This window comes from Actinomycetospora aeridis, assembly GCF_037400275.1.
In the GTDB taxonomy this organism is placed as follows: Bacteria; Actinomycetota; Actinomycetes; order Mycobacteriales; family Pseudonocardiaceae; genus Actinomycetospora; species Actinomycetospora aeridis.
In genome coordinates this window covers 724,756-745,463 of the sequence record NZ_JBBEGL010000002.1, presented here as the reverse complement: position 1 = coordinate 745,463, position 20,708 = coordinate 724,756, and the positions used below count along the sequence as shown (strand labels likewise).

Annotated in this window: 18 protein-coding genes; 12 read left to right on the top strand and 6 right to left on the bottom strand. The window is 73.5% G+C overall.

Annotation, left to right across the window (positions count from 1 at the left end; genetic code table 11):
• Positions 1 to 87: 87 nt before the first annotated feature.
• A complete protein-coding gene (locus tag WCD41_RS09155) occupies positions 88 to 1,008 on the bottom strand; it encodes a class I SAM-dependent methyltransferase (RefSeq protein ID WP_373695090.1) in 921 nt (306 codons plus the stop codon).
• Positions 1,009 to 1,087: 79 nt separating this feature from the next.
• Positions 1,088 to 1,744: a hypothetical protein gene (locus tag WCD41_RS09150; RefSeq protein ID WP_337713088.1), complete on the bottom strand. Its 657-nt coding sequence runs from the start codon at positions 1,742 to 1,744 to the stop codon at positions 1,088 to 1,090.
• Between the two features lie 177 nt (positions 1,745 to 1,921).
• Here WCD41_RS09150 and WCD41_RS09145 point away from each other — a divergent pair, with 177 nt between their 5' ends.
• The 6 genes from WCD41_RS09145 to WCD41_RS09120 are packed head-to-tail and all read left to right on the top strand — an operon-like array spanning position 1,922 to position 10,117.
• Positions 1,922 to 2,809 carry a DMT family transporter gene (locus tag WCD41_RS09145; protein ID WP_337713087.1) on the top strand — a complete coding sequence of 296 codons (888 nt, stop codon included), beginning with the start codon at positions 1,922 to 1,924 and terminating at the stop codon, positions 2,807 to 2,809.
• On the top strand, positions 2,806 to 3,594 hold the full coding sequence (locus tag WCD41_RS09140) for a hypothetical protein (protein ID WP_337713086.1): 789 nt from the start codon (positions 2,806 to 2,808) through the stop codon (positions 3,592 to 3,594). Before WCD41_RS09145 ends, WCD41_RS09140 begins: the two co-directional genes overlap by 4 nt.
• A 1-nt stretch (position 3,595) precedes the next feature.
• Positions 3,596 to 7,075 carry a lysine--tRNA ligase gene (gene lysS / locus WCD41_RS09135; protein WP_337713085.1) on the top strand — a complete coding sequence of 1,160 codons (3,480 nt, stop codon included), beginning with the start codon at positions 3,596 to 3,598 and terminating at the stop codon, positions 7,073 to 7,075.
• Positions 7,072 to 7,575, top strand: a complete 504-nt coding sequence (locus tag WCD41_RS09130; RefSeq protein ID WP_337713084.1) for a hypothetical protein — start codon at positions 7,072 to 7,074, stop codon at positions 7,573 to 7,575. The genes lysS and WCD41_RS09130 overlap by 4 nt, the downstream gene beginning before the upstream one ends.
• A complete protein-coding gene (locus WCD41_RS09125) occupies positions 7,572 to 8,993 on the top strand; it encodes an APC family permease (RefSeq protein WP_337713083.1) in 1,422 nt (473 codons plus the stop codon). Before WCD41_RS09130 ends, WCD41_RS09125 begins: the two co-directional genes overlap by 4 nt.
• Complete coding sequence (locus WCD41_RS09120) at positions 8,990 to 10,117, top strand: alpha/beta hydrolase (RefSeq protein ID WP_337713082.1); 1,128 nt, start codon at positions 8,990 to 8,992, stop codon at positions 10,115 to 10,117. The genes WCD41_RS09125 and WCD41_RS09120 overlap by 4 nt, the downstream gene beginning before the upstream one ends.
• A gap of 32 nt (positions 10,118 to 10,149) precedes the next feature.
• On the opposite strand, the gene WCD41_RS09115 is transcribed toward WCD41_RS09120, so the two are convergent.
• The gene (locus WCD41_RS09115; protein ID WP_337713081.1) at positions 10,150 to 11,118 is read right to left on the bottom strand and encodes a helix-turn-helix transcriptional regulator; all 969 of its coding nucleotides are present in this window, start codon (positions 11,116 to 11,118) and stop codon (positions 10,150 to 10,152) included.
• A 94-nt stretch (positions 11,119 to 11,212) separates the two neighbouring features.
• On the opposite strand from WCD41_RS09115, the gene WCD41_RS09110 reads away from it, so the two are divergent.
• The gene (locus WCD41_RS09110) at positions 11,213 to 12,649 is read left to right on the top strand and encodes an amidase (RefSeq protein WP_337713080.1); all 1,437 of its coding nucleotides are present in this window, start codon (positions 11,213 to 11,215) and stop codon (positions 12,647 to 12,649) included.
• A gap of 51 nt (positions 12,650 to 12,700) precedes the next feature.
• Here WCD41_RS09110 and WCD41_RS09105 read toward each other — a convergent pair whose 3' ends face one another.
• Complete coding sequence (locus tag WCD41_RS09105; RefSeq protein WP_337713079.1) at positions 12,701 to 13,141, bottom strand: SRPBCC family protein; 441 nt, start codon at positions 13,139 to 13,141, stop codon at positions 12,701 to 12,703.
• A gap of 55 nt (positions 13,142 to 13,196) precedes the next feature.
• On the opposite strand from WCD41_RS09105, the gene glf reads away from it, so the two are divergent.
• Both glf and WCD41_RS09095 read left to right on the top strand, forming a co-directional pair.
• Positions 13,197 to 14,393 (top strand): UDP-galactopyranose mutase, encoded by a 1,197-nt coding sequence (gene glf, locus WCD41_RS09100; protein ID WP_337713078.1) that lies wholly within the window; start codon positions 13,197 to 13,199, stop codon positions 14,391 to 14,393.
• A 74-nt stretch (positions 14,394 to 14,467) separates the two neighbouring features.
• A complete protein-coding gene (locus WCD41_RS09095; protein WP_337713077.1) occupies positions 14,468 to 14,719 on the top strand; it encodes a hypothetical protein in 252 nt (83 codons plus the stop codon).
• Positions 14,720 to 14,735: 16 nt separating this feature from the next.
• Here the strand turns inward: WCD41_RS09095 and WCD41_RS09090 are convergent, their stop codons facing one another.
• A complete protein-coding gene (locus tag WCD41_RS09090; protein ID WP_337713076.1) occupies positions 14,736 to 15,347 on the bottom strand; it encodes a mycothiol-dependent nitroreductase Rv2466c family protein in 612 nt (203 codons plus the stop codon).
• A gap of 91 nt (positions 15,348 to 15,438) precedes the next feature.
• Between WCD41_RS09090 and WCD41_RS09085 the strand changes: the two genes are divergently transcribed.
• From WCD41_RS09085 to WCD41_RS09075, 3 genes are all read left to right on the top strand, one after another.
• On the top strand, positions 15,439 to 17,478 hold the full coding sequence (locus tag WCD41_RS09085) for a glycosyltransferase (protein WP_337713075.1): 2,040 nt from the start codon (positions 15,439 to 15,441) through the stop codon (positions 17,476 to 17,478).
• 179 nt (positions 17,479 to 17,657) lie between these two features.
• Positions 17,658 to 18,257: a DinB family protein gene (locus tag WCD41_RS09080; RefSeq protein ID WP_337713074.1), complete on the top strand. Its 600-nt coding sequence runs from the start codon at positions 17,658 to 17,660 to the stop codon at positions 18,255 to 18,257.
• 50 nt (positions 18,258 to 18,307) lie between these two features.
• Positions 18,308 to 19,000, top strand: a complete 693-nt coding sequence (locus WCD41_RS09075) for a hypothetical protein (protein ID WP_337713073.1) — start codon at positions 18,308 to 18,310, stop codon at positions 18,998 to 19,000.
• A gap of 4 nt (positions 19,001 to 19,004) precedes the next feature.
• On the opposite strand, the gene WCD41_RS09070 is transcribed toward WCD41_RS09075, so the two are convergent.
• Entirely contained in the window at positions 19,005 to 20,336 is a 1,332-nt protein-coding gene (locus WCD41_RS09070; RefSeq protein WP_337713072.1) for an MFS transporter, read from the bottom strand.
• Positions 20,337 to 20,708 lie beyond the last annotated feature (372 nt).

Here is a 20,708-nt window from a genome sequence, read left to right as displayed (position 1 = left end):
GTGCTCCCCCGCGAGGTGTGGTCGGGCGGTCTCACCGTGCAACCACGCTCAGGGTAGGAGACGGCCTCTCCCGCTCCTGTCAACCCGTCAGGGACGCGTCGTGTCGCTCAGATCGCGGAACGCCTCGACCGGCACCGAGCGCTGTGCGGGCGCCGTGGGCACCGGGACGGAGGTGACGACCACGACGACCTGTTCGTTGTCGTAAGTGAAGGCCTCGTAGGTGAAGTCGATGCCGGTGCGGGCCACGTACTCGGTCCAGGCGAGGTGCTCGCCGTCCTCCCACCCGGGGTGGTTGAGGTACTCGTCAAAGACGATCACCGAGCCCGGCCGCAGGCGGGGGCCGACGTTCTCGAGCACCGTGGCCGTCGACGAGTACAGGTCCGCGTCGAGGTGCAGGAGGTCGACGGGGCCGGGGTTCTCCTCGAGGAACGCCGGCAGCGTGTCGGCGAACCAGCCGACGACGAGCTCCGCACCGGGCACGGCGGGCGGCTCGGCGTCGGCGAAGGTGCCGGCAGCGAACCCCGCTCGCCAATGTTCGGGAAGGCCTTGGAACGAGTCGAAGCCGAACACCTGACCGTCATCGCGGGTCTCGGCGATGATTCGCAGGGTCGTGCCGGTATACACGCCGAACTCGAGGGCCATGCCGCCGTGGGGGGCGAGTTCGAGCCCGTGGCGGAGGGTCGTGTGCGGGTGCGGGAAGTGGCGAGCGCCCGGCATCGCCTCGCGCACGAAGTCGGCGCTCGACGTCACCGCCTCACGGTCGCCGGCCGAGACGATGTCCCGTCGGTCCCGGATTTCCCGCTCCACGACCTCGCGGCGGAGCGCGGAGAGCTCCTCGCGGGCCGCGACGAGCTCCGCGCCCTGCTCGCGCACCAGCGCGTCGAGCGCCTCCAGCCGCGACAGGACCCGGTGGTCGACGACGGTGGTCACGCCGTTCTCCACGGCGCGGACCAGCCGCACGTTCAGGGCGTGACGGAGGCGGGCGAGGCGGGAGAACACCCGAGCCATGGAAACGGACATGTCGCGCCGCGTCGAGGGACGGTCGAGGACCGGTCGACCGGAGCCGACGAGGGGTCACCCGATCCGGTCACCGGGCCTCGACCGGTGACGCCGGGTCGCCCGCGTCGGGCGCCGCACGGTGGCGCGGCGCCGCCGGGCGTCGGGTCACCGCGACGGCCATCGCGGTGTGCCCGATCGCGAGCATGACCATCGTCGCGACGCCGTAGGGCCAGTAGATGTGGCTGGTCAGGAACGACCAGGCGCCGACGACGGCGAAGAGGGCGCCGACCCCGGCGAGCAGCCGCCACGCCCCGGGCGCCGCGACGAGCGCGAGCACGGCGGCGAGCACGGTGGCCGCGAGGTAGGCGTACGAGCCGTTGATGCCGAGCGCGTCGGCGATCTCGAACAGCGCCGCGACCCACGGCCCCGGGCCGACGCGCATCGTCTCGTGGCCGCCGCCGACTCCGGCGAGCGCGTCGAGCGCGCCGTAGAAGGCGGCGTAGACGAGGCCGAGGACGACGGCGAGGCCCTCGAGCACCCACCCGACCGGTCCCGCCGGCTTCGCCGCACGCACCACCGCCCACGGTCCGAGCGCGAGCAGCGGGAAGAGCACGAGCCCGATGATGTGCAGGTCGCGCCACCACAGCGCCGACTCCGGCGTCAGCACCGCGGGGTGGGAGCTGCCGAGCACGGCCAGGGCCAGGGCCGGCAGGGCGGTGGCGAGCACGGCCGTCGTGGGGCGCATCCCGGGCATCCTCGCAAACGCGGCATCCCGCTCCGGTGAGCCGATCAGCGCCCACCCCCTGTCACCTCGGCGACAGAATGATCGTCTGGTGATCGACCGATAGGGTGACGACGCGAAGATCCTGTCGCTTTGCGTGCCCGGACGATGCTCCACTGAGCGGGTGACAGGAGCCCACCGATGACGCTCCTCGCGGGCGCTCTCGCGGTGCTGGCCGCCCTCCTCTTCGCGATCGCCTCCGTCGCCCAGCGCGGCGCCGCCGCCGACGTCCCCGACGACGACGCCCGGGGCGGGCGGCTGATCCTCCGCCTCGTGCGCTCCCCGCGCTGGTGGGCCGGCACGGTCGGCGACACCGGCGGGTTCGTCGTGCAGGCCGCCGCCCTCGGCGTGGGCTCGCTGCTGCTCGTGCAGCCGCTGCTCGTCACCACCGTGCTGTTCGCGCTCCCCCTCGAGGCGCGCCTGACCGGGCGCCGCATCGGGCGCAGCGAGATCCGGTGGGCGCTCGTGCTCGTCGCCGCCCTCGCCCTGTTCGTCGTGATCGGTGAGCCCACCGCCGGGGTCGATCGCGCGCCGTTCGCGGCCTGGTTCCCGTCGCTCGCGGTCCTGGTGGTCGTCCTGCTCCTGTGCGTGCTGCTCGCCGGCCGCAAGCGAGGCCCGCGCCGCGCGGCCCTGCTCGCGGTGGCCACCGGGCTGGCCTACGGCCTGGTCGCGGCGCTGACCAAGTCGGTCGTCGACGCGCTCGGCGACGGCGTGCTCGCCCTGCTGACCTCGTGGGAGACGTGGGCGCTCGTCGCCGCCGTGCTCGGCGGGACGCTGCTGCAGCAGTCGGCCTTCGGGGCCGGGCCGCTCGCGGCGTCGCTGCCCGCGGTCACCGTCGGCGAGCCCGTCGTCGCGGCGGTGCTCGGGATCGTGGTGCTCGGCGAGCAGGTCCGCGCCGACGGCCTCGAGTGGGCGCTCATCGGCGTCCTCGTGGTGCTCATGATCGCGGCCACCGCCGCCCTCTCGCGTTCGTCGGCCGCCGCCGCGCCGACGCCGGACCCGGCCGATCGCGAGGTGGCGACGCCATGACCCTCAACCTGTCGCTGGACATCGAGGCCCGCGCCGCCGCGGCCTGGATGCTCGGCTCCTTCGTCGTGGTCTTCCTCGGGACCCGGGTGATCGTGCGCCTGATCCGCGCCGGCAAGGGCCCGTTCCGCAACCAGGCCATCGGCGGGGTCCACCTGCACCACCTGGTCTGGGGCATCTTCCTCATGCTGCTCGCCGGGGTCGGGGAGTTCACCTACCAGCCCGACCCGCCCTGGCTCTACGTGCTCGCCGCCGCGTTCGGGGCGGGCGCGGCGCTGACCCTCGACGAGTTCGCGCTCTGGCTGCACCTCTCCGACGTCTACTGGGAGCGCGAGGGCCGCGTCTCCGTCGACGCCGTGCTGATCGTCGGCGCGCTCATGGCCCTGCTCGTGGTCGGCGCCAACCCCTTCGACGGGACGACCAACGACGGCGTCGTCGCCCTCGTCGTGACGATCGTGGTCAACGGGCTGATCTCGGTGATCGCGCTGTTCAAGGGCCGGCCCCTGCTCGGGCTGCTCGGGTTGCTGGTGCCGGTGGTCGCGCTGGTCGGTGCCGTGCGCCTGGCCCGCCCGACCTCGCCGTGGGCGCGCTGGCGCTACCCCGAGGGGTCGAAGAAGGCGCTGCGCAGCAGGCGCCGGTTCCCCGAGCGCGAGCGGCGGCGCTGGGACGCGGTCGTGGAGGCCATCGCGGGCCGGCCCAACGCCCCGGCCGCGGTCGAGCCGGCCCCCACCGACGTCCCGGCCGCACCCGCCGACGCCCCGCCGCGAGAGCAAGAAGGAGCACGCTGACATGGACGCCCCGACGGACGCCCATCAGGACACCGAGCAGGACCCCGGCGACGACGGTGTCGACCACGGTGTCGACCACGGTGCCGACCACGGCGTGCACCTCGGCCAGCAGGACTTCCGTGCCGCGAAGCTCGCCGCCCGCCGCGCGGCGGGGGAGACCGAGCCCTACCGCTGGCCCGTCGACCACTCGCTCGCCGACATCCGCGCCGCCCACGCCGACCTCGCCCCGGACACCGTCACCGACGAGGAGGTCTGGGTCGCCGGACGTCTCACCGGCCTGCGCCGTCAGGGCGGCCTGAGCTTCGGCGAGCTGCGCGACCGCACCGGCGCGCTGCAGCTCTTCGTCGACACCGCGGTGGTCGGCCACGACGCCCACGTCGCGATCGACGACCTCGACCGCGGCGACTGGGTCGGCGTCCACGGCCGGGTCATGACCACCCGCCGGGGCGAGCTGTCGATCCGGGTCGAGGAGTGCACGCTGCTGGCGAAGGCGCTGCGCCCGCCGGCGGGCGGCCACCACGGCCTCGCCGACGTCGAGACGCGCTACCGCCAGCGCTACGCCGACCTGCAGGTCAACGAGCGCACCCGCGAGATCTTCCGGGTCCGCCACGCGGCGGTCCGCGCGATCCGCAACCACCTCGCCGAGCAGGGCTTCACCGAGGTCGAGGGCCCGGTGCTGCAGAGCATCCAGGGCGGGGCGTCGGCGCGGCCGTTCGTCACCCACCACAACGCGCTCGACCTCGACATGTACCTGCGGATCGCCCTCGAGCTGCACCTCAAGCGGCTGATCGTCGGCGGGATGGAGCGCGTCTTCGAGCTCGGGCGGGTGTTCCGCAACGAGGGCGTCGACACCCGGCACAACCCCGAGTTCACGATGCTCGAGGCCTACCAGGCCTTCGCCGACTACCACGACATGATGGACCTGACCGAGGGCATGGTCGTCGCCGCCGCGCACGCCGCCCTCGGGGACGACCTCACGGTCCGCTACCAGGGCCAGGAGATCGACGTGCGCCCGCCGTGGCCGCGGCAGCGCTTGGCCGACATGATCGCCGAGAAGACCGGCGAGGTGATGCACCCGGAGATGCCGATCGCCGACGCCCGGGCCGCCCTCGACCGGCTCGGCATCGCCTGGGAGCAGGGCTGGGGCGCCGGCCGGCTGATGAAGGAGGTCTACGACGAGCGCGTCCAGCACGACGTCGTGGGCCCCGTCTTCTGCATCGACTACCCGCGCGAGGTCTCGCCCCTGGCCCGCGCCCACCGCGAGGACCCGGCCTACAGCGAGCGCTTCGAGCTGATCGTCGCCGGCTTCGAGCTGTGCAACGCCTACTCCGAGCAGAACGACCCCGTCGAGCAGATGGCGGCCTTCGAGGAGGAGGCGCAGGCCAAGCGCAACGGCGACCCCGAGGCCGGCGACATCGACCTCGACTACGTGCGCGCCCTCGAGTACGGCATGCCGCCCACCGGCGGGCTCGGCATCGGCATCGACCGCCTCGTCATGCTGCTCGCCAGCGTCGACTCGATCCGCGAGGTCATCCTCTTCCCGACCCTGCGTCCCGAGTTCGCGCCCCCGCCCGGCGGCGGTCCCGGCGGCGCCCACCGGCCGGTGCTGCCGCCGACGCCGATGCCGGCCGCCGCGCTCACGGCGGCGACACCACAGACACCGGTGGTCGTGGCGAGCGCCGCCGGGCATGGGGAGCCCCCGGACGAACCCGCCGGCCGGCCCTGGACGGTCACCCTCGTCGCGGGGCTGACCGCACTCGCCGGCCTGCTGCACCTGCTGGTGCACATGCCGATCGTCCACGAGCGCCTCGGCGACCGGGTCAGCGTCGACCTCGTCCCGCCGTGGTTCGCCGTCACCGGCCACGTGCTCTCGGCCGCGATCGGCCTGCTGCTGATCCTGCTCGCCGACCAGCTCGCCAAGCGCAAACGGGCCGCCTGGCGGGTGGCCGTCGTGCTCTCGGCGCTGGCCGTGCTCGCGCACATCCTCAAGGGGCCGCACCAGGTCGGACTCGGGATCAGCGTCGCGCTGCTCGTGCTGCTGGTCGTGGCCCGCGGGCAGTTCCGGGCGCCCGCCGACCCGCCGTCGCTGCTGCGCCTGGTGCGGTTCGTGCCGATCTACCTGGCCTGCGTGCTCGCGTTCGGCTTCGTCTCGCTCGGCCTGCAGAGCGGCCGGATGACGCCCTCGCTGACCTTCCCCGGCGGTCTCGAGACGATCGTCGGAGGGCTCGTCGGCCTCGACGGCCCGTACACCTTCGACCGCCGCGTGTTCGCCGAGACCTTCCCGGCCGCGCTGCTCGCGCTCGGCGTCGTCGGGCTCGTCGTGTTCCTCGTCCTGCTCTTCCGCCCGCTCACGGCCCGCGACCCGCACACCCGGGACGACTGGACGCGCGCGGAGACGCTCGTGCACACCTACGGCTGGGACACCCTCGCGGCGTTCGCCCTGCGCGACGACAAGAGCTTCTTCTTCGGGTCCGACGGGCGCGCGATGATCGCGTACACCTACCTCGGCGGCTACGCCCTCGCCGCCGGCGACCCGATCGGCGACGAGGCCTCGCTGCCCGCCGTCGTCGACGAGTTCCTCGCCATGTGCGCCGAGCGCGCCTGGACCCCGGCGTTCCTCGCCGCCCGCGAGGAGGACACCCGCGAGGGCGGGCTGCTCGCCTCGCGGGGCTTCCGGTCGTTCTACCTGGGCGACGAGGCGATCATCGACTGCCCGTCGTTCACGCTCGAGGGTCGCGAGCGCAAGAGCGTGCGCGCCGCGGTGCGCCGCGTCGAGCGCACGCACCGCTTCCAGATGATCGCCGAGTCGGCGGCGTCGCCGAAGCTGGTCGAGGCGCTCAACGCGATCTCGGAGAAGTGGCGCGGGAAGGACCCCGAGCGCGGCTTCACGATGTCGCTCTCGCAGGACATCACCGGCTCGGCGGCCAACAGCGACTTCCTGCTGTGCGTCGCGCTGGACGCCGACGGTGTGCCGGGCGGGTTCCTGCGCCTCGTGCCGGCCTACGGCGGCCCGGCCACCGGGACGAGCTTCGGCTACACGCTCGACCTCATGCGCCACGACCCCGGCGCACCCAACGGCATGACCGAGTTCCTCATCGCGAAGAGCGCGCTGGCGCTGGCCGAGCGGGGCGTGACGCGGCTGTCGATGAACTTCGCGATGTGGGGCCGCCTGTTCGCCGAGGACGTGCCGTTCACCGCCACGCAGAAGCTCGCGCGGCGCGCGGTCGGCGTGCTCAACCCGTTCTTCCAGGTCCGCTCGCTGCACGACTTCAACGCGAAGTTCGGGCCGCAGTGGCTGCCCCGGGTGCTGGCCTACCGCAGCCCCGCCGACCTGCCGCGCGTCGGTCTGCTCTACGCCGGCGCCGAGGGCTTCCTCGCCGTGCCGGGCCTCGGGCCGATGTTCGTGCCGGTCGCGGTCGGGGGCGCGCCGTCGCCGTCGGCGGTGCCACCGACAGCCACGGCGACAGCCACCGCGGCATGAGCGTCATCGAGCGCCGGCCCCGTCGCACGCGCAACAACGGGTTCGGCGACGTCGTGCTCGTCGTCGTGCTCATCGCGATGGCCCTGGCCGTCGTCGTGACGGTCGTCGTCATCGCCTCGGCGAGCAGGCCGACGGCGCCGCAGGGCCCGCGCGGGCCCGGCGCGCTGGACGCGCTGCAGGCCGACATCACCGCCGTGGGCCTCGTCGTCTGCTCGCGCACCGACCTGCCCGACCCCCTCGCGACCGACGCCGTCGCCGCCCGCACCCTCGTCGTCGCGGTGCAGTGCCGTGACGGGCAGACGGCGACCGTGCAGGCCGACGCCTTCGCCGACGACGCCGACCGCGACGCCGCGGCCCGCAGCATCTCCGGGGTGGGACGCCCGCGGGCGTCGGCGACCGTGCGCACCTACGGCGACCTTGTCGTCGTGGTGCAGGGCGGGGCGGAGGACGTCGTCGCCGACCGGATCGACGGGATGCTGCTCGTGAAGGGTGCGGTGTGAAGCTCGGGGTCCTGGCCCTCGCGATGATCAACATCGCGGCCATCGTCAGCGTGCGCAACCTGCCGGTCATGGCCGAGTACGGCTGGTCGATGCTGGCGCTGTTCGCGCTCTCGATCGTCGTGTTCCTCGTGCCGATCGCGATGGTCGCCGCCGAGCTCGGCACGGGCTGGCCCCGCGACGGCGGCGTCTACGCCTGGGTGAAGGAGGCCTTCGGCGAGCGCGCCGGGTTCCTCGCGGTGTGGTGCGACTACGCCGAGAACGTCGCCTGGTTCCCCACCGTCCTGTCCTTCATGGCCGCGAGCCTTGCCTACGCGCTCGACCCGTCGCTCGCCACCGACAAGGTCTTCCTGGTCGTCGTCATGCTCGCCTTCTTCTGGGCCACGACGATCGTGAGCCTGCGCGGCGTGGGGACGTCGTCGTGGATCGGCTCGGTCGGCACGATCGCGGGCTCGATCGTCCCGGCGATCGGTGTCGTCGTCCTCGCCGCCGCCTACCTCGCGCAGGGCAACGCGAGCCAGATCCCGTTCTCCGCGGGCGCGCTGGTGCCCGACGTCGAGCTGAACAACCTCGCCTTCCTCGGCGGGATCATCCTGCTGTTCACCGGCATGGAGATGGCGGGCTTCCACGCACGCGAGACCCGCGACCCGGGTCGGACCGTGCCCCGCGCGATCGCGCTGTGCGTCGGGGTGGTCGTCGTGTTCTCGGTGGTGGGGTCGCTGTTCCTCGCGATGGTCGTGCCCGCGAGCGAGATCAGCCTGGTGTCCGGGACGATGGAGCTCTTCTCCCGGGTGCTCGACCGTCTCGGCATCGGCTGGGCTGTCGCCCCGCTCGCGCTGGTCGTCGCGTTCGGGGGCATCGCCCACCTCGCGCCCTGGATCCTCGGGCCGGCCAACGGGGTCGCGGCCGTCGCCGCGCAGGGCTCGGTGCCGGCGCGCCTCGGGCGCCGCAACGCCCGGGGCGTGCCGGTGGCGCTGCTGCTGATCCAGGGCGCGGCCGGCACGGTGTTCACCCTGCTGTTCCTGCTCGTGCCGAGCGTCAGCACGTCCTACTGGATGCTCTCCGCGGTCACCGCCCAGATCGTGATCGTCATGTACGCGCTGATGTTCGCGGCGGTCGTGCGGTTGCGCCACACCCGCCCCGACGTGCCGCGGCCCTACCGCATCCCCGGCGGCCTGCCCGGCGTGTACGCGGTCGGGGGCATCGGGCTGCTCGGGTGCCTCGTCGCCTTCGTGCTCGGGTTCGTGCCGCCCGGCCAGCTCGCCACGGGCAGCACCGTCACCTATGTGACCCTGCTCGCCGTCGCCGTGGCCGTGCTCTCGGCGCCGCCGTTCGTGTTCGCGGCGCTGGCCAGGCGGCGGGCCCGGCATCAGGGCAGTGACGACGACGCCGACGACGCCGACGTCCCGGTGCCGGCGTGACCGTCGAGAGCGTCGGCGAGATCGACATCACGACCGACTCGTTCCTGGTCGCGGGCGCGATCCTCGCGCTGGTCGTGGTGGTCGGGCTCGCGCTGATCCTGCGCACCCGGCTCGGTCGGCTCTCGGGGGTCGGCAAGATCGCGCTGGCCTCGCTGACGACGGTCCTGCTGCTGATCGGCTCCGGGGCGAGCGTCAACGCGCACTTCGACTACTTCCGCACCCTCGGCGACGTCCTCGGGCTCCCGCCGTCCGACGAGGTGGAGCTCGCGGCACTGCTCGCGCGCACCGACCGGCCCGACCGGGGGATCGTCACGACGATGGCGATCCCCGGGAGGGCGTCGGGCTTCGCCGGGCGCCCGGCGATGGTGTGGGTGCCGCCGGCGTGGTTCGCGCGGCCGCGCCCGTCGCTGCCGGTGGTGATGCTGCTGCACGGCACGCCGGGCACGCCGCAGGACTGGCTCGACGGCGGGCAGGCCGGGGCGACCGCCGACGCCTACGCCGCCGCGCACGGCGGTACCGCGCCGATCCTCGTGATGCCCGACGTCAACGGGACCATCGACGGCGACAGCGAATGCGTCGACGGGCCCGGCGGCCGGGTGGAGACCTACCTGACCGCCGACGTGCCGCGCTTCGTCACCGACGTCTTCCACGCCGCGGCGCCCGGCCGCGCCTGGGCCGTCGCGGGGCTGTCCGAGGGCGGGTCGTGCTCGCTGATGCTCGCGCTGCGCCACCCCGACCTCTTCGCGACGTTCGGCGACTACGCCGGCCTCGCGGGCCCGCGGGCGGGCGACACCAACGCCGACACGGCCTCCGCCGTGGCGCAGCTCTTCGGCGGCTCGCAGGCCGCGTTCCTCGCCCACGAGCCGGCGGCGCTGCTGGCCGCCCGCCGCTACCCCGAGCTGGGCGGCTGGTTCGAGGTCGGCGACGCCGACCCGGAGCCCTACGCCGCGGTCGGCACCGTCGTCCCCGCGGCCCGGCGGGCGGGGATCACGACGTGCGAGGTGGTCGTGCCCGGCGGGGGGCACACGTTCGCGGTGTTCTCCCAGGCGTTCTCCGACTCGTTGCCCTGGATCGCCGGACGCGTCGGGGCGGGGCCGCCGGCGGTGTGCACTTCGCGCATGTGAGCACTTTCGCGTGCTGGAGCACGCGAAAGTGCTCACATGCGCGAAGCGCACATCAGTCCCCACCGCGCGGCGCACCGGGCGGCCTGGGCGCGGTTGCGGGCCCCGGTCTTGGCCAGCACGTGCTCGACGTGCGTGGCGACGGTGCGGGGCCGGATGCCGAGGCGCGCGCCGATCTCCGGGTTGCTCAGGCCGTGGCCGACGCCGTCGAGCACCTCCAGCTCGCGCACCGTCAGGCCCGCGGGCGCGTCCGCCGCGCGGTGCAGGACGAGCACGCCCCGGGCGGTGGCGTGCAGCTCCACCCCCACGACCTCGCCGGACGCCACCACGAGCAGGAGCGGGCCGGGTGGGGGCGCACCGGCGAGCACCGCGTCCACGAGCCCGGCGAGCGAGCGCACCCGGAGCAGTTCGGGCCGCGCCCCGGCCGACAGCGGGACGGCGCGCCCGTTGCCCTCCACGAGCAGCCCGTGGGTGCCGTCGGTCCCGAGGGTCGCCGTCCGGGGCGCGGGCACCGGGACGGGGTCGAGCGCGGCGGCGAGGTCGGGGCCCAGCAGCTCGAGCAGCGCCACGGTGTCGTCGTCGGGGTGCCGGGTGTCGAGCGTGCTGGCGTTGAGCATGCCGACGTAGCGGTCGTCGGCCGCGAAGAGGCACAGCGTGAGACCGTCGCGGAACCCGTGCGGGTCGATGATCCGCTCGAAGATCTCGCCGCGGCGGCGCGTCGGGGCGAGGTCGCGGACGCGCACCGCCTGCCGGCCCTCGCGGACCAGGGCGAACAGGCGGTCGGTGTGCATCCGCGTGTCGATGAGGCCGTCGACCATGGCCGGGTAGGACGACGCGACCGTCCGGTGCCCGCCGCTCGAGGCGTCCCACACCGAGAGCGCGACGCAGTCGGCGGGCACGACCTCGCCGAGACCGTCGAGCACGGCGCGGGCGGCGCCCGGGGAACGGCTCCCGTGGCGCCGGAGGAACGACCGCAGCTCGCGGGCCGCCGCGACCGCGGACATGCTCACCGAAGCTACGCGCGTGACGGGGCCGCGACCAGCGGATCCGTCATCCGACCGATGTGCACCGGGTCCGGCGGGCCGAGCATCTCCCGGCATGACACCGGACGAGTACGCCGAGCTCGACGCCACCGCCCTGGCCCAGCTCATCGCCAAGGGCGAGGTCACCGCCGACGAGGTGCAGGGCGCCGCGACCGCCGCGCTGGACGCTGTCGGTCCCCGGCTCAACGCCGTCGTCGGCGAGCGCTTCGACGCGCCGCTCGAGCACGCCGCCGACGGGCCGTTCGCGGGGGTGCCGTTCGCGATCAAGGACCTGATCGTGCACGCCGCCGGCGTGCCGCAGCGCGCCGGGACGCGCCTGCTCGGCGACGGCGTGCCGATGCCCGCCGACACCCACCTCATGACCCGCTTCCGCCGGGCGGGGCTCGCGACCCTCGCGCTGACCGCCACCCCCGAGCTGGGCTTCAACGCGACCACCGAGTCGGTCGCGACCGGGCCCGTCCGCAACCCCTGGGACACCACCCGCAGCCCCGGCGGCTCCTCGGGCGGCTCGGCGGCGCTCGTGGCGGCCCGCGCGCTGCCGGTCGCGCACGCCAACGACGGCGGTGGCTCGATCCGCATCCCCGCCGCCGCCTGCGGGCTGGTCGGCCTCAAGCCCAGCCAGGGACGCACCTCGCCGGGCCCCGACTACGCCGACCCCCTGCTCGGCATGGGCGTCGAGTTCGCCGTCACGCGGACCGTGCGCGACGCCGCGGGCCTGCTCGACGCGGTGCACGGGTACGAGCCGGGCGACCGCTACCTGCTGCCCGACCCCCCGCGGCCCTACGCCGACGAGGTGAGCGCCGGGAGCCGTCCGTTGCGGGTCGCGCTGTGGACCACCCCGTTCTCCGGCAACGGCTCCGTCGACCCCCGCTGCACCGAGGCCACCGAGGCGGCCGCCCGCACGCTCGAGGGCCTCGGGCACACCGTGGAGGTCGCCGGGCCGGAGCTCGACGCCGCGGCGTTCGACGACGCCAACCTCGTGGCCTGGACGAGCTTCCTTGCCGACGGCGTCGACGTGCTGGCCGGCGCGCTCGGCGTCGAGCCGGGCCCGGAGCACCTCGAGGCGGCGACGCTCGCGTGCGCCGACCACGGCCGCGCCCTGCGCGCCGGGGACCTCTACGCCGCCGATCGCGTCTTCAACGCGACCCGTCGCGCGGTGGCGGCCTTCCACCAGCGCTACGACGTGCTCCTCACGCCGACGATGAACGTGCCCAACACCCCGCTCGGCCACCTCGACCAGAACGACCCCTCGCGCGACGCCCGCGGCTGGTACGACCACATCTTCGCGACGGCGGGCTTCACGGCGGTCTCCAACATGACCGGCAACCCGGCGATCTCGCTGCCGCTGGGCCGCACCGAGGAGGGCTGGCCGGTCGGCGTGCAGGTCGTCGCCCCCTACGGCGGCGAGTCCACGCTGATCGCGCTGGCCGCGGACCTCGAGCGCGCGCTGCCGTGGGCGCAGCACCGCCCGCCGGGTGGCTCCGCCACGTGAGCACTATGGAGTGCTGGAGCACTCCATAGTGCTCACCTGCGCGCAGCGCACCTAGCCCACGGGCAGCTTCTCCAGCGCCGCCTGCAGCGTCTTCTGGGCCTCGTCGCCGAGGCTCCCGAGGGCGGGGACCAGCAGCGGGGTGGCGAGCTTCGCGACGCCGTGGAAGGTGAACGTCGCGGTGTAGGTCAGCGTGGTGCCGGGGCCGTCGTCGGTGAGGACCAGGTCGTCCTCGCTGGTGACCGTCTTGTTCCGGCCGACGATGCGCAGGTGCCCGGGATCGTCGCGCTCCAGGGTGTAGGTCAGCGTGGTCTCGCGCCCGCGGAACTCCGAGACGTTGCGCCACTGCTTGCCCACCGCGATCGGTGAGTCGTCGACGGGGGTGCAGGAGATCGTCCCGGCGTCCCATTCCTCGGCGTTGGTGAAGTCGCGCAGGTAGGCCTGGACGGTGCCGGCGGGCGCGGGGGAGTGCACGGTGCGGGTGACGGTCGGCATGTCGCCGGATACCCGGCCCCGCTCCGGCCCACCGCTCCGTCTACCGTCGCGGAGCATGGGTGCGGAACCGGACCTCGTCGTCGTCGGCTCGGGCTTCTTCGGGCTGACCGTGGCCGAGCGGGCCGCGACCGAGCTCGACAAGCGCGTCCTGGTGGTCGAGCGGCGCTCCCACCTCGGCGGCAACGCCTACTCCGAGCCGGACCCGGAGACGGGCATCGAGGTGCACCGCTACGGGGCGCACCTGTTCCACACGTCGAACAAGCGCGTGTGGGACTACGTCAACCGCTTCACCGACTTCACCGGCTACCAGCACCGCGTCTTCACGATCTACCAGGGCCGCGTCTACCCGATGCCGGTCAACCTGGCGACGATCTGCGAGTACGCCGGCCGGTCGATGAGCCCGGACGAGGCGCGGGCGTGGGTCGCCGAGCACGCCGCCGAGATCGACGTGGCGGACGCCGAGAACTTCGAGGAGAAGGGCGTCGCGCTGGTCGGGCGCCCCCTCTACGAGGCGTTCTTCGAGGGCTACACCGCCAAGCAGTGGCAGACCGACCCGAAGAACCTCCCGGCGTCGATCGTGTCGCGCCTGCCGGTGCGCTACACGTTCGACAACCGCTACTTCTCCGACACCTACGAGGGCCTGCCGGTCGACGGCTACACCGCGTGGCTCGAGCGCATGGCCGACCACCCGAACATCGAGATCCGCCTCGACACGGACTGGTTCGACCTGCGCGACCAGCTGCCGGCCGACGTCCCGACCGTCTACACCGGCCCGCTCGACCGCTACTTCGACTTCAGCGAGGGCGAGCTCGGCTGGCGCACGCTCGACTTCGAGCCCGAGGTCCTCACCACCACCGGCGACTACCAGGGCACGCCGGTCATGAACTACGCCGACCGCGACGTCCCGTTCACGCGCATCCACGAGTTCCGGCACTTCCACCCGGAGCGCACGTCCTACCCCAAGGACAAGACGATCATCGTGCGCGAGTACTCGCGCTTCGCCCAGCACGGCGACGAGCCGTACTACCCGATCAACACCCCCGAGGACCGCGCCAAGCTCGAGCGCTACCGGGAGCTCGCCCGCAAGGAGGCGACCAACCGCCGGGTGCTCTTCGGCGGGCGTCTCGGGACGTACAAGTACCTGGACATGCACATGGCGATCGGGTCGGCGCTCACCCTGTTCGACAACCAGATCGCCCCGTGGTTCACCGAGGGTGCGTCGTTCGAGGGTGCCGACCTCGCCGAGGCCTGAGCGCGTCACTCTTCTGGCCGCTTCGTCCGGACTGATCACTGCGTAGCGTGACGCACTCCGTCTGGAGGTCCACCGTGTCCGCTCCCCGCTCTCCCGTCCGGCGTCGTTCAGCCGCCGGCCTGCTCGCGATGCTCTCCTGCATCGCGGTGCTCACACTGTCGGCCTGCGACACGAGCAGCGGGTCCGCGCCGTCCGGCGGCGCGGAGCACGGGGGCGGGCACGCCGAGCACAGCGGGACGCAGCACCCGTCGACCCACCACACGGCGCCGTCCTCGCGCCCCTCGGAGTACAACCCGTCGAACTGCCCGACCGGCCTGGTCTGCTGAGGCATCGGCGGGGCGCTCAGGAGAAGTCGAGCTCTCCGCTGCGCGTGCGCTTGAGCTCGGTGAACCCGGGGGTGGCGGCCAGGAGGACCGCGCCGTCGAAGGCGTCGAGGGCCGCCTGCCCGCGGGGCACCGCCTCGAGGACGGGTCCGAAGAACGCCACCCGGCCGCGGTCGGTGGTGACGTGCAGGGTCGGCGTGCCGACGTCGAGGCCGACGGGTGCCATGCCCTCGTCGTGACGGGCGCGCACGTCGTCGTCGAGGTCGGTGACGTCGGCGGCCCGGTACAGCGACGGCCCGTCGCCCAGCTCGTCGCAGACCTCCCGCAGCACGCGATCGCGTCCGCGCAGCCCGTGGTCGTGGAACCGGGTGCCGAACGCCTCGACGAACGTCGCCCAGGCCGCCTCCCCGCGGTCGGCGACGAGACGGGCGCCCACCCGCGCCGGCCGCCAGGCGCTGTCCTCGCCGCGCTCGGGGGCGACCGGGTCCTCGCCGTTCAGCACAGCGAGGCTCATCCGGCACACCGAGAGCTCGAGCGGGCGGTGCCGGGCGACCTCCCGCAGCCAGCGCAGCGCGAGCCACGCGAACGGGCAGACCGGGTCGACGTAGACGTCCACGCGCTGCGGGGGCACGCCCGCACGGTAGGCCCCGTCGGGATGGTGCCGTCACGACCCGCCGGGGGCCTCCCCGGTCCGCGACCAGCCCGCCGTTACCGTCGAGGGCGTGACGAGCACGGTCGGCAGGACAGGGCGCGGCGCCCCCGGGACGGTGGAGATGACGGCACGCCCAGCGGGTACGGCGCTGCTCCAGCGCATCATCCTGCCCCGGCCGGCCGATCCGACGTCGGTGCGCGCCCTCTATCTCGACGAGGGCACCGCCACGTCCGTGGACACCACGGCGCCGACGGCCTATCGCCCGGGCACCTTCGACGACACCGCCGACGAGTACGTCATGCACGTGCGCAGCGCCGGCCGGCGGGTGGCCGACGTCGTGTCCCGCACCGGTGTGCGGCTGCCCGAGCGCACCGAGGTCTCGTTCGCCGCCTACTTCAACGCCTTCCCCGCCGCGTACTGGCGCCGCTGGTCGGTGCTCGAGGCGGTGAGCCTGCGCCTGCGGCTGCGCGGTCAGGGTCGTGTCGACGTGTACCGCTCGACCGCGAAGGGCGTGGCGGTCCACCTCGCGGGCGAGGTCGTCGACACGTCGCCGACCGGCACCGAGCACGAGGTCGTGGTCCCGGTGTCGCTGACGCCGTTCGGCGACGGCGGCTGGGTGTGGTTCGACCTGGCCAGCGAGCACGACGACCTGGAGCTCGTCTCCGGCGGCTGGTTCGCCGACCAGGAGGCGCCGGGCCGCGCCGCGATCGCCGTCGGGATGCCGACGTTCAACCGCCCGTCGGACTGCGTGGCGACGCTCCGCGCGCTCGGCGAGGACCCGCTGGTCAGCGACACCCTCACCGCGGTGATCATCCCGGACCAGGGCTCGTCGAAGGTGCGCGACCAGCCGGGCTTCGAGGAGGCCGCCGCCGCGCTGGGCGACCGGCTGCGGATCATCGACCAGCCCAACCTCGGCGGCTCGGGCGGCTACGCGAGGATCATGTACGAGGCGCTGGAGACCACCGACTGCGAGCAGATCCTGTTCATGGACGACGACGTCGTCCTCGAGCCGGACTCCGTGCTGCGCGCGCTCGCCTTCTCGCGGTTCGCGCGCGAGGACATGCTCGTCGGCGGCCAGATGCTCTCGCTGCAGGCGCGCTCGCACCTGCACGCGATGGGTGAGGTCGTCGATCGCGGCCAGTTCTTCTGGCAGATCGCCCCGCACACCGAGGACGACCACGACTTCGCGGTCGACTCGCTGCGCGAGACGCTGTGGATGCATCGGCGCACCGACGTCGACTACAACGCCTGGTGGATGTGCCTGATCCCGCGCACGGTCGCCGAGCGGATCGGGCTCCCGCTGCCGCTGTTCATCAAGTGGGACGACTGCGAGTACGGCCTGCGCGCCGGCAGCCACGGCATCCCGACGGCCACCGTGCCCGGGGTCGCGATCTGGCACATGTCGTTCGTCGAGAAGGACGACACGTCCGACTGGCAGGCGTACTTCCACGTGCGCAACCGCCTCGTGGTCGGCGCCCTGCACGGGCCCGACGACCCGAAGGCGATGCTCGCCGACTCGCTCAAGCGCACCCTGCGCCACCTGTTCCTGCTGGAGTACTCGACGATCGCGCTGCACCACATGGCGATGCGCGACTTCCTCTCCGGCCCGAAGGCGCTGTTCGGGGCGCTGCCGACCGCGCTCGGCGCCGTGCGCGCCACCCGCGCGGAGTTCCCCGACGGCACCGTGCACCGGGGCGCCGCCGACCTCCCGCGCCCTGCCCTCGGTGCCCGCGAGGCCCAGCTGTGGCCGAAGCCGCCGGTCGGGCGGATCGCGCAGGTGGCCGCGCTGGCCCGCGGTCTCGTGCACCAGCTGCGCCCCGTCGACCCGGCCGCCCACGAGCGCCCCCAGCGCGACGTGCCCGCCGAGCACAGCCAGTGGTTCCTGCTCTCCACGCTCGACGGGGCCGCGGTGACGACCTCCGACGGCTCCGGCGTGACGTTCCGCAAACGTGATCGCGAGATGTTCTGGGCGATGCTGCGCGAGTCGGTCCGGCTGCACGCCGAGGTGGCGAAGGCCTGGCCGGCCCTGCGGCGCCGGTACCAGGAGGACATGGGCGAGCTGGTGAGTCGCCAGGCCTGGCGCGAGCAGGTCTTCGACCGCTTCCGCTGAGCGCCTCCCGGGACGCCGGCGAGGTCCCGGGGTGTTCCAGCCTGGCGGCCACGCTGACGTTCAACGTCAGGAAATCCGCCGGCTCGATTTTCGCCGGTGAGGCGGGAAGTAGGACCGAAGGTGTCCGCCTCCCTCCGTAGCTTTCTGGTCATCAGGGACGACGAGGAAGGCAGACCCCGATGACCACGATCGCCGCGCAGGAGACCCCCATGACCACCACCGACGCCGACGAGCGCGCCGACCTCCTCGCCGAGCTGGCCCAGGCCCGCCACTGGCTCGTCTTCCCCACCCGCGACCTCACCGACGAGCAGGCCGGGTCGCAGCCGACCGCGTCCCAGCTCACGCTCGGTGGGCTCATCAAGCACGTGGCCAAGGTCGAGGAGGGCTGGATGCGCTTCGCGGTCGAGGGCGACAACGGCGAGGAGGGCTTCGAGCTCCCCGAGGGCATGACGCTCGACGACTTCGAGGGCTGGATCGCGAGCCTCGACGAGAAGCCGGAGTGGCTGGTCGAGCGCGAGAACGAGTTCAAGCTCCTGCCCGACGAGACGCTCGCCGGCGTGATCGCGCAGTACCACGAGGTCGCGGCGCGCACCGAGCAGACGCTGGCGTCGCTCCCGGACCTCAACCTGCGCCACGAGCTCCCCAAGGCACCGTGGCACGAGCCCGGCACCTCGTGGTCGGTGCGCCGCGTGATGCTCCACATCATCGCGGAGACGACCCAGCACGCCGGCCACGCCGACATGCTGCGCGAGCACATCGACGGCGCCACCTCCATGTGAGTGGTGGACCCGCTCTGCTCCGTCACGGCGCCGGTGCCAAGATGCCGGGCGTGACGGAGCAGGCGGGCGCGCAGCGCACCGAGGGTGGGGCCGGAGCCGAGGGGTCGACGGAGACCGGGTCGGGGTCGGGAGCAGCCGAGGAGACGTCGTCGGAGGCGACCTCGGGCTCGGAGTCGTCGGCGTCGGGGTCGGACGCGACCTCGAACTCGGAGTCGACGACCTCTGAGTCGTCCGGGGACTCGTCCGGGGAGGCGGCGTCGTCGTCCGCCACGACGACCCAGACCAGGGCGCGACCGGCGGAGTCGGCGGAGTCGTCGGAGTCGTCGGAGTCCTCCGATCAGCCCCCGCCCAGCGAGGCCCCGACCACGCAGACCCGCACGCCGGACGTGGGCGGTGACTCGCCCCGGGGCCGGGAGCAGCGGGCCCCCCTGGACGTCGGCGAGCTGGTCTGGAAGATCGCGAAGGTCCTCGCCTCGGTGGTGCGGGTCGTCGCGTACGTGATCGCGATCGTGCTGTTCGCGTACGTCCTGCTGACGATCGTCGGGGTCAACCCCCAGAACGGCGTCGCCCAGGTGATCGGCGGGGTCGCCGACGCGACGGTGTTCGCGTTCCGCGACCTGTTCCTCCCCGCCGACCCGACGTTCGCGGTGATCGTGAACTACGGCCTCGCCGCCGTGTTCTGGGTGCTCGTCGCCGAGTTCGGCTCGCGGATCATCCGCTGGGCGGGCGCGCGCGCGTCCTGACCCGTCAGGTCCGCACCGCCGCCTGCCCGGCGGCGGCGTTGCCCGGCACGGCCCGGACGGGGATCAGCGTGGCGAGCCCGAGCACCAGCACGAGCCCGATCCCGAGGATCCCCCAGCGCTGCGCGCCGAAGATCGCGATGAACAGCGCGAACATCGCCGGTGCGAGGAAGCTGACCGCGCGCCCGGTCGTGGCGTAGAGGCCGAACAGCTCACCCTCCCGGCCCGGCGGGACGATCCGGGCGAGGTAGCTGCGCGAGCACGCCTGGGCGGGGCCGACGAACAGCGACAGGAACGTGCCGCCGATCCAGAACGCGGTGGGTCCGGACGCGAACAGCATGCCGCCGGCGGTGACGACCAGCGCCGCGAGGCAGACCATGATCACGATCTTGGGGCCGATGCGGTCGTCGAGCCAGCCGCCGAGGACGGCCCCGAGCGCCGAGACGACGTTGGCGACGATCGCGAAGATGATCACGTCGCCGGGCGAGAGACCGAACGTCCCCGCCGCGAGCACGCCGCCGAACGTGAACACCGCGGTGAGCCCGTCGCGGTAGATCGCGCTCGAGACGAGGAAACCGAGCAGGTGCCGGTCGTCGCGGTAGAGCCGTGCGAGCCGGCGGAACAGCAGCTTGTACGACGCGGCCCAGCCGACGGCCGCCTCGGTGTCGCCGGGCGGGGGCGGGAACGGGAAGCGCATCCGCAGGACGGGGATCGTCGACACCGCGAACCAGACGGCGGCGACGATCACCACCACCCGCACGGCCATGCCCTCGCCCTCGAACGCGACGACCGGTGAGTCGGCGAGGAAGAGGACGAAGCAGATCAGCAGCAGGACGATGCCGCCGACGTACCCGGCCGCCCAGCCGATGCCCGACACGCGCCCGGTCCGTCCGGGCGGCGCGAGCCGGTAGATCATCGCGTTGTACTCGACCTGCGCGAGCTCGTAGGCGAAGGTGCCGACGCCGAGCAGCAGCAGGCCCCACCAGAGGTAGGACGGCGCCGGCGCGATGAGGGCCATGAGCGCCGTGCACGCGATGATCACGGCGGTCAGCCAGCCCAGCCGTCGCTGGCGGCCCGACTCGGCACCCGCGGCGTCGCTGCGCTGCCCGTAGACGGGCGCGACCAGCGCGACCAGGATCCCGGAGACGCTGATCGCGGTCGCGAGTGCCGACGAGCCGGTCGCCTCGTCCGCGGCGACCGAGCCGGTGAGGTACACGGTGAAGACGAACGTCGTGACGATGTGGTTGAACGCGGCGGAGCCCCAGTCCCACGCGGCCCAGGCCGCGAGCGGGCGCCCGATGCGGGCCGTCGACGCGGACGGCGCAGTCGAGGACGACACGGGCGAACGGTAGCGACACCGCGGCGCTCGTGCGCGCCCCCGGACGGGCGGGTGGGCGGTCCGTGCGTGTGAACCTCGGCGCGGCACGTGCCACCGAGCGCGGCCGACGCACCGTTCGGCGTTCGCCCGGATGGACGCAGGTTGGGTCGACCGGTGACGCCGAGTTCGGTCGAGCACCACTCAGTGGTGGGCGACCGATCGGTCTGTTTCACCCGCTGTCCGCTCACCGAAGCCGACTCTGGCTAATGATCACCTTCTCAGGGTCGGTACGGCCGTCCCGATCGGGTGACGACGACGGGGACGAGACGGATTTCCGCCCCCGGATCGACGCCCGAGTGATCGCTACTGTCCGCCGCGCGGCATTCCGGTGCC

Coding starts and splice junctions, on each gene's coding strand:
- WCD41_RS09155 (WP_373695090.1), bottom strand. CDS start 1,008: ATGGCTCGGGTGTTCTCCCGCCTCGCCCGCCTCCGTCACGCCCTGAAC.
- WCD41_RS09150 (WP_337713088.1), bottom strand. CDS start 1,744: ATGCGCCCCACGACGGCCGTGCTCGCCACCGCCCTGCCGGCCCTGGCC.
- WCD41_RS09145 (WP_337713087.1), top strand. CDS start 1,922: ATGACGCTCCTCGCGGGCGCTCTCGCGGTGCTGGCCGCCCTCCTCTTC.
- WCD41_RS09140 (WP_337713086.1), top strand. CDS start 2,806: ATGACCCTCAACCTGTCGCTGGACATCGAGGCCCGCGCCGCCGCGGCC.
- lysS (WP_337713085.1), top strand. CDS start 3,596: ATGGACGCCCCGACGGACGCCCATCAGGACACCGAGCAGGACCCCGGC.
- WCD41_RS09130 (WP_337713084.1), top strand. CDS start 7,072: ATGAGCGTCATCGAGCGCCGGCCCCGTCGCACGCGCAACAACGGGTTC.
- WCD41_RS09115 (WP_337713081.1), bottom strand. CDS start 11,118: ATGTCCGCGGTCGCGGCGGCCCGCGAGCTGCGGTCGTTCCTCCGGCGC.
- WCD41_RS09110 (WP_337713080.1), top strand. CDS start 11,213: ATGACACCGGACGAGTACGCCGAGCTCGACGCCACCGCCCTGGCCCAG.
- WCD41_RS09105 (WP_337713079.1), bottom strand. CDS start 13,141: ATGCCGACCGTCACCCGCACCGTGCACTCCCCCGCGCCCGCCGGCACC.
- glf (WP_337713078.1), top strand. CDS start 13,197: ATGGGTGCGGAACCGGACCTCGTCGTCGTCGGCTCGGGCTTCTTCGGG.
- WCD41_RS09080 (WP_337713074.1), top strand. CDS start 17,658: ATGACCACGATCGCCGCGCAGGAGACCCCCATGACCACCACCGACGCC.